The sequence below is a fragment of the Candidatus Obscuribacterales bacterium genome, from assembly GCA_036703605.1.
GTDB lineage: Bacteria > Cyanobacteriota > Cyanobacteriia > RECH01 > RECH01 > RECH01.
Map to the genome: position 1 here is coordinate 1 of DATNRH010000271.1, position 8,300 is coordinate 8,300.

7 protein-coding genes are annotated in these 8,300 nt (G+C 54.1%); 3 read left to right on the forward strand and 4 right to left on the reverse strand.

The window, feature by feature from the left end; genetic code table 11:
* The first annotated feature begins 121 nt into the window (after positions 1-121).
* Complete coding sequence (gene mutL, locus V6D20_05625; protein ID HEY9815266.1) at positions 122-1,807, forward strand: DNA mismatch repair endonuclease MutL; 1,686 nt, start codon at positions 122-124, stop codon at positions 1,805-1,807.
* Between the two features lie 28 nt (positions 1,808-1,835).
* On the opposite strand, the gene V6D20_05630 is transcribed toward mutL, so the two are convergent.
* Complete coding sequence (locus V6D20_05630) at positions 1,836-3,227, reverse strand: malic enzyme-like NAD(P)-binding protein (GenBank protein HEY9815267.1); 1,392 nt, start codon at positions 3,225-3,227, stop codon at positions 1,836-1,838.
* Positions 3,228-3,410: 183 nt separating this feature from the next.
* Between V6D20_05630 and V6D20_05635 the strand changes: the two genes are divergently transcribed.
* Positions 3,411-3,851 (forward strand): SRPBCC domain-containing protein, encoded by a 441-nt coding sequence (locus V6D20_05635; protein ID HEY9815268.1) that lies wholly within the window; start codon positions 3,411-3,413, stop codon positions 3,849-3,851.
* On the opposite strand, the gene V6D20_05640 is transcribed toward V6D20_05635, so the two are convergent.
* Together V6D20_05640 and rpsD are read right to left on the reverse strand one after the other, a co-directional pair.
* Positions 3,848-5,044, reverse strand: coding sequence for an S-layer homology domain-containing protein (locus tag V6D20_05640; protein HEY9815269.1), 1,197 nt, complete (start codon positions 5,042-5,044; stop codon positions 3,848-3,850). The genes V6D20_05635 and V6D20_05640 overlap by 4 nt on opposite strands.
* A 35-nt stretch (positions 5,045-5,079) precedes the next feature.
* Entirely contained in the window at positions 5,080-5,688 is a 609-nt protein-coding gene (gene rpsD, locus V6D20_05645) for a 30S ribosomal protein S4 (GenBank protein ID HEY9815270.1), read from the reverse strand.
* A 265-nt stretch (positions 5,689-5,953) separates the two neighbouring features.
* Here rpsD and V6D20_05650 point away from each other — a divergent pair, with 265 nt between their 5' ends.
* Positions 5,954-6,184, forward strand: a complete 231-nt coding sequence (locus tag V6D20_05650) for a DUF4327 family protein (GenBank protein ID HEY9815271.1) — start codon at positions 5,954-5,956, stop codon at positions 6,182-6,184.
* Positions 6,185-6,564: 380 nt separating this feature from the next.
* Here V6D20_05650 and V6D20_05655 read toward each other — a convergent pair whose 3' ends face one another.
* Positions 6,565-7,935 carry a hypothetical protein gene (locus V6D20_05655; GenBank protein ID HEY9815272.1) on the reverse strand — a complete coding sequence of 457 codons (1,371 nt, stop codon included), beginning with the start codon at positions 7,933-7,935 and terminating at the stop codon, positions 6,565-6,567.
* Between the last annotated feature and the right edge of the window lie 365 nt (positions 7,936-8,300).

An 8,300-nucleotide genomic window follows, 5' to 3' on the forward strand; every position in this document is an offset into this window, starting at 1 on the left:
AATAGTCCCGAGGGATTTCTTGAAGAAACTCAACAAATGGCAAGGGACGATAGTGTGAGGGCTCATGGTCAAGGGACTCTGATGGGACGATGGGAGGGCGATCGCGCGATACAGTGAACCTATGACGGATGCAATTGGCGCACTACCCAGGGATGTCGTTCATTTAATGGCGGCAGGCGAAGTGATTGATTCGCTGGCAGCGGTAGTGCGAGAACTTTCGGAAAATGCCATTGATGCTGGCGCAACTCGCATTGTCGTGACGGTGTGGGGATCGCAATGGCGGCTGCAGGTGGCAGACAATGGCGCGGGTTTATCCCTGTTGGACTTGCAACAAGCTGCCCTGCCCCACTACACCAGCAAAATCAAAACCTGTGAGGATCTGTGGCAGATTCGCAGCTTAGGATTTCGCGGCGAGGCTCTCCATAGTCTGGCCCAGCTTTCCAGGTTAGACATTTGCAGCCGGTCGAGGACGGCGGAGCATGGTTGGCAGGCCCAGTATGGTCACGACGGGGTGCCTGTTGCCACGCAGACCGTAGCGATCGCCTCTGGAACGGTGGTGACAGTGCAGGATCTGTTTGGCAACTGGCCGGGGCGGCGGCAGGGGTTGCCCTCGTTACCCCAGCAGTTGCGGGCGGTGCAGCTTACGGTACAGAAGCTGGCCCTATGTCATCCTCAGATCACCTGGCAGATGCAGCAGGGCGATCGCCCTTGGTTTTCCATCAGCGCGGGGCAGAGCAGTTGCGACATCTTGCCCCAATATCTACGGGATGTGCAGCGGTCGGATTTGCGCGATGGACAGGTAGGATTGGCGAACCCTGAAGCGGGGGATTGGGCTACTATCCAGGGCGATCCCCACCTGTATATTTTGCTAGGGCTACCCGATCGCTGTCATCGCCACCGGCCAGATTGTGTGCATGTGGCTGTTAACGGCCGGATTGTCCAATGTCCGGAGCTAGAGCAGATTGTGGTGGGAGCCTTTCGCCACACCCTGCCCCGCGATCGCTACCCGATTGGCTTTGCCCACCTCTCCCTGCCGCCGGAGTATGTGGACTGGAATCGCCACCCGGCTAAGGCAGAACTCTATCTGCATCATCTGTCCCATTGGCAGAACCAACTTCGGGAGGCGATCGCTCATCTGCTCAATTTACAGATAACGAATGGCGATCTGCTACCCCAGCGTACGGGTCAGGTGTTTAAAAGTGCGGAACAGTCCACCCGCTACTTACCTGGTGAGAATGGCCAGGCTAGGGTGCGATCGCCTGTTAGCCTGCCTCTGAAAGCGATCGCTCAAGTCCATCAGATGTATATTTTGGCCGAGCATCCCACGGGGCTATGGTTGATTGAGCAGCATATCGCCCATGAGCGAGTGCTCTATGAACACCTGTGCGATCGCTGGCAGATGGTTGATCTAGAACCGCCGATGATTCTTCCCCAGCTCTCAGCATCGCAGGTGGAGCAATTGGAGCGTATTGGTGTGAAGGTGGATCTGTTTGGCGATGACTTATGGGCAGCTAGAAACGCCCCTGAGCCCCTAGCCCAGCGGCCCGATTGTGCAGATGCGCTGCTGGAACTTAGCCGAGGACCCGATCTGGATACGGCGCTTGTGGCCACGGCCTGCCGCACGGCCATTCGTAATGGTACGCCGTTGGATCTGCAGACGATGCAAACCTTGATTGATCAATGGCAGAGCACCCGCCATCCCCAAACCTGCCCCCATGGCCGCCCCATCTTCTTGCCCCTGGAGGAGTCGAGTTTATCTCGATTTTTCCGGCGACATTGGGTGGTTGGCAAGAGCCATGGGATCTAGCTGGGGATGCGGATAGGGAATCGCTGGATTAACGTTCTGCTACACCATCTTGACGAGCAGCTTGCTGCACTGCCGCCGCCACTGCCGTTGCCACCCGTTCATCAAAGACGGACGGAACAATATGTTCGCGATCGAGATCGCTGGGCTTGATCAAGGAGGCGATCGCTGCTGCTGCTTCTAGATACATGAGGGTTGTCATGGTCTTGGCTCGGCAGTCTAGGGCTCCCCGGAAAATGCCCGGAAAGGCCAGAACGTTGTTGATTTGATTAGGATAATCACTGCGTCCCGTGGCCATGACGGCAACATCACTGCTGATCAACTCCGGCTGAATTTCAGGAATGGGGTTGGCCATGGCAAAGACAATCGGGTCGCGGGCCATGGATCGCACCATCTCCGGTGTCACCACTCCCGGCACACTCACCCCCAGAAATACATCTGCGCCGATCATTGCGTCGGCTAGGGTACCACCTTGATTGACCGCGAACTCCCGCTTTTGGGAATTCAAGTCAGTGCGGCTGTGGCTGATGATGCCTCGGGAATCACAAAGGCAAATATGCTTGGCCCCTGCCTTTTGCAACAGGCGAGCGATCGCCACCCCGGCAGCACCCGCCCCATTCAGGACAATCCGCACCTCATCCATGGGCTTTTTCACCCACTTCAAAGCATTAAACAGGGCAGCGAGGGTGACGATCGCCGTGCCATGCTGGTCATCATGAAAAATGGGGATATTCAGTTCTCGCTGGAGGCGGGCTTCAATTTCAAAGCAGCGGGGAGCGCTAATATCTTCGAGGTTGATGCCGCCAAACACGGGGGAGATATTTTTCACCGTTTCCACGATGGCATCGGTGTCTTGGGTGGCGAGACAGACAGGGAATGCATCGATCCCCGCAAATTCTCGAAACAGCATGGCCTTGCCTTCCATCACCGGCAACGCTCCCTCTGGGCCTAAATTACCTAGCCCCAAGACCGCACTACCATCGGTGACGATCGCCACGGTGTTGCTTTTGATGGTGAGATTAAATACCTGCTCGGGATCATTGGCGATCGCGGTACAAATTCGGCCAACCCCTGGGGTATAAGCCATGGCCAGATCCCCCTGATTTTTCAGGGATAATTTGCTGCGAACTTCGATCTTGCCGCCTCGGTGTAGGGCAAAGGTGCGGTCATACACATCCAGCACTACAATGTCGGTGAGCGCTCGCACGGCGTTGACAATGATTTCTGCATGTTCAGAACTAGATGCATCCACCGTAATGTCGCGCACAATCACCTTACGGGTTTGCTCTACTAAATCAATCTGCCCGATATTGCCCCCGGCCTGGGCGATCGCTTGGGTCACATTGGCCAGCATCCCGGCTTGGTTGGGAATTTGAAATCGGATCGTTAGACTGTAGCTGGGGTTAGGTGTCAGATTGACCATGTTGTTTGCGTCGCTTCAATAAAGAAAGGGTTCCTTCATCCTGACGGATTGATGACCGCTGTAACCGTTATATGGGTAACAGGACTGAGTTAGCATACTACGGATGTCATCTCCAGAGGCGATCGCCGGCTTCCGAGAACGCAGCACACCCTTGCCCCCATCCTCCACGATTGTTCTTTCGTTATGCCCAGCCTTTATACCGAAACTATTATTCATGCTCCCCGGGCAGTGGTCTGGCAGGCCCTCGTCCGCAAGCAAGACTGGCTTAAGTGGAATACGTTTTTATTCGATCGCCAGCCCGAGCAACCCTTTCAAGAAGGGCGATCGCTGCTGCTTTCCGTGCGGCGAGTGGAGGGGGGTGACGAGACCGAGTTTGAGGCTTCAATCAACCGCGTGCAGGAAAACTGTTATCTTCAATGGTGCTCTTCAGTGCCAGGTTTGCGGAATGAACATAGTTTTGAGCTGCAGGATGTGGGCGTGAATCTCACGCAATGTGTCCATCGCGATCGCTTTGATGGCCTAGTAGCACCCATGATTCTGCCTTTTATCCGCCAAGATGAGCTGCGGGGGATGCGGCGCATGGCCCAAGAACTGCGGCAGTATGCTGAATACCTCAGCCACTAGTTTGCGGGTGCGCTTTGCCCATTGTCATCCGTAGAATTGTTGCTATCAGAAGGATTGCCATCGGGATCTAGGGAGCGATCGCTTTCGTTAGTATCCTCATCCCCAAGGCTCTCATCGCTACTCATTTGGACACGGGTACGTAACACGTCTTGAGCCGAGCGCCCATCGCCTTGATAGCCGAAAAACCAAAGCACAGCGGCAGCTTCCGCCCGAGTGACCGATCGCTTTGGCTGCAGCAGAGTGGTAAAGCCAAACGCACGGCGGGTGCTGGCCCGTTCCCCATTTTGGTAATCGGCTAGCACGGCCTGCAGAGCATCAGGATCAATCTGTCCGGCATCTTGAAATCCCCAGGTTTGGCTAACGGCTTCGACGGAGGCCGTGGGTAGGGGCTGGCGTAGATCTAAGGGCACCTTCCAGCGCAGAGCCGTTTCACGGGTCAAGGGTTCGTCGGGACGAAAGTTGACGGTGGTGGTGTTGCCCGACAGCGGACTGGGCAGCAGGCCAGCTTCAGCTAAGCCTTGAATGGCGGCAAAGTCTGGATCGCTAGGGGGCACGTCTTGAAAAGCGGGCTGAGCTGTGTCGGTAGCTAAGCGAATGCGATAACTGGGGCGATCGCTAAAGAGTTGATTATTGGCGGCGACTAACCAACGAGCAAATTCTCGGCGGGTCACCGGTTGATTGGGGCGTAATACGTCGTTTTGATCTGGGGGATCTGACGGGTCAGCCGCGTCTGCATCTACGGTTTCAGGCTCCAGCACACCCAACTCTGCTAGGTCTAGGAGGTAGGGGCGCAAGTCCTCAGGCGCTTCGTCCAAATCGGCAAATTGCTGGGGCGGTCGCGGCGGCAGAATGTCCAAGGCTCGACCGATGCGATCTGCACTTGGGATGAGCCATTGTTGTCCTATCTGTTTGCCCAACGCAAGGGGCTGAGTCGGAAATGATGGATTGGAGGATGGATCTGGCAGATCAGGGGCTGCCTCGTCGGTATATCGCGGATCGGCCGCCAGGGATCGCTCTACGTCCTCCGCAAACGGACTGTTTGCACAGGACGCCATCCCTCCCCCAAGCAGAATCAGCCCTAGGGCGATACTGCAGGGGCGGTGGATACGTTGATAAGCCCAACGCGATCGCTTCACTGCCAGCAGCCGAAGCTGCTCCACATGCGATCGCGTCTTTCCAAGTCGCTCGATCATCTCGATCCTCAATAGCCCAACAGTCGTTAGCCGGGCTAGGCTTTCCGGGAGTAGTACTCAACCACTAGGAGCTCGTTGATTTGTAGCGCGATCCACTCACGTTCAATCAACCCGGTTACCTTACACTCTAGCTTGCTCTTGTCGAACTCTAGGTGGGTGGGCAGGTTGGCTAAACCAGGGAACTGGAGGTTGGCTTCCACGAGTTTGCGAGAGCGATCGGTATCCCGAACCCCAATCACATCACCGGGTTTACACTGGTAGCTGGCAATATCTAGGACACGGCCGTTGACGGTGACGTGACCATGGTTAACCAACTGACGAGCACCTGGAATGGTGGGAGCCATGCCTAAGCGGAAGACCGTGTTGTCTAGACGCATTTCCAGCATTTGCAGAAGGGCTTGCCCCGTTGAAGTGGTGGAGCGTCGGGCCTTTTTCACATAGGTCACCAACTGCCGCTCGGTGACGCCGTAGTTGTAGCGCAGTTTTTGCTTTTCTTCTAGACGAATGGCATATTCAGAACGCTTCCGACGGGCTTGTCCATGTTGCCCAGGCGGATAGGCTTTTCTGGGGGTTTTGCGGGTCAATCCTGGCAGATCTCCCAAGCGGCGCACCACCCTTAGGCGCGGACCTCGATATCGAGACATTGATTTCTTTTCCTCTCTCTAAGAACGTACCCAAAACTCTAATTCTAGGGATAAAACCTCACAAGCGCAACTCATTCACGCTATGATGAATTTAAGGCGCTCTGTTAGTGTACGTGAATAGTATGCTACAGTATGCGGAGTGTTGAGCAGCCCCGGTAATACAGCTAGCTACGCATTGTATTGCTGAATCCGATATCGTCCTGAATCCGATGTCGTCTATAGTCGGGTTGCATGTAAGATCTTTTCAAAAATTTACAATTTTGTTATGTCTAAAGGTGTTTTGAGCCAGCCGGTTATTCACCCAATGGTGAAGTTCCAGCGCAAGGTAGACTCCCTAGTCAAGTCTGGTGTTGTGAAATCATCCGATAGTATCTGGAAAATCGCGTTACTTTATGGCGATGACTGGGCCTATTGGAAACAGGAGCTGGAAGATTTCGAATTTTCTGTGCAGGATCCAATTGCTGATTTGTTAATGGTAGAAAGCTGGGATGATTGATCCCTGCTTCGTTTGGGGCTCATCCTCTTGAGTCTCATCCATGGTTGTATGACGGCTACCCTATCTTCTGGGGATAGTTGTTTTAATACCTGGGAACCTCTATCCCCACTGACGGTGTTGACTAAAATTTTGGGGACTTTTTCGTACCGCAGGGATAGTCCGGCGAAGAACCCGTTTCTTGAAACACCTACGAGGTTGAGAAGCGGGCCATCGTCGGGACTAATCCAGGAATTTCTTGACCTACCCTAGGGTTGCAAGAGGAGTCATCTTCCGCTTGATCAAGCTGTAGGGTTTACAGGACAAGCTTTTACCCCCTCTAAACCTGTCTGTGAAGGGTAGAGGGTCTAGACAGATTTAATCTCAATCAAGAAAATCCTCGCTCATGATGAGGGAGACTTCTGCAGGTGGCGGACGATTGTATCTAGCACGTCTTGCTCAGCGGCGGTGATCTCGTGGTCGAGATGGGCAATCCGTTCACATTGAGCAAATACGGAGCTGGTGAAGGTGCTGTCTAATTGAGGTAACAGATTCTTCAGCGGTGGTGGATCTGTTAGGTTGAGGGCGATCGCTTCTAGGGAGGCAGGGCTCAAGCCAACTTGTTTGAGCGACGGCAATATACGATCCCAGGATTGGTCAGGATGACTGGCCAACACCATATGCACCAAAACCTGATCCATCAGAGTTTGCTGAACAATGGCATGGTCTTGAAAGGCTTGCGTATCTTTTACTAACCCATCTAAGTCTTGTTCATTGAGTGCTCGGTGCTCACCACCCATGCTGTAAAATTGACAGGCAGCGTGGCCGAGGGTGTAGAGCATGACAGCATTGGAGCTAGCGCCGATAATAGCTCCAGCTACCGGCGTGGTTTTGAGTAGCCCCAGACCGGCTTTGAGGGCACGACTACCGCCTAAACTCAGTCCAAAAATAGCCAGTACTTCCCCTTTGCGGGCAGGGTCTTGGAGATCGAGCCCATAGGCAGCGGCAATTTGGTAAACCAGTTCTGCTTGCAGTAGGGTAGTGGCCATGAGGTCTACCGTAAAGGTAGCAGCGGCTAAGCCAGGGATAAAACTGCCGGCCAATCCTGTTCCTCCTGCCAATAAGGTCTTTTCCACCATCAAATGATGGGCAATTTGCCGTGGCGTTTCTTCCGGATGTTTTTTCTCTAGGCGACGCACTGCCTGTTCTGCCTTGACCAGATCGACGTGATCGGTGACGCCCAATAGCCAATCTAAATTGAGTATGGACGTTGTGCGTCGCAGCAGGGGATTATCTGTGACCCAGGAGACGGCTTTTCCTACCGTACTCGTCGTTTGCTGCAGGGCCTGGTGGGTTTGCTGGGTGGCAGATTCTCCTAAGTTGACTACGGTAGCGGCTGCCTGGGATGCGGCGCTGCTCATGGTTTTGCCGGTGTGGGCGGCGGTGTCGCTCATCCGTTGACCTGTTTGAGCAGTGGTTTGAGCGATCGCTTCACCCGCATCTGTCATCACCGTTTTGACAGATTGTCCGGCTTGCTTTGCAGATTCTCCAACTGTTTTTCCAAACTCTGAAAGTTTATTGGACACTGCTGACCAACGATTAGGCGGGGTAGGCGGTGTTACCTCAATTTCAGTACTCTCAATACGTTCAGTACTTTCAGCGCTTTCAGTACTTTCAGCGCTTTCAGTACTCTCGATACTGTCTGAAGCCGTCTCTACATCAAGCTGAGGCGACGATTCAGGGGGCGTGGCGTTGGATGGGTTGGGATGAGACATAGCACTAGGGGCGATCGCAGTGAAGAATAGGGTTAGTCTCGACAGGACTAGGCCCAGCGTAACCCAATGAAGAAGAGAATTCCCATGGGACTGAACCATGTGTCCTACAATGCACCCTAGCTTCACCTTCCTAGGGAACGGGCCTCATTTCGGATAGCCACATCCCCTTAACCGTGACCTAGCAGGGCTTACAAGTTAGCGATCGCCACCGGTTCAATGGACTCAGCTAGCTCAAAGCCAAAGACCTGGGCATAGAAATAGAGTTCGCCATCTAAGGTTCGTTTAATGTTCTCGGCTTTACGAAAGCCGTGCTGCTCTCCTTCAAACAGCACATAGGCTACCGGTAACCCTTTATCTTTGAGGGC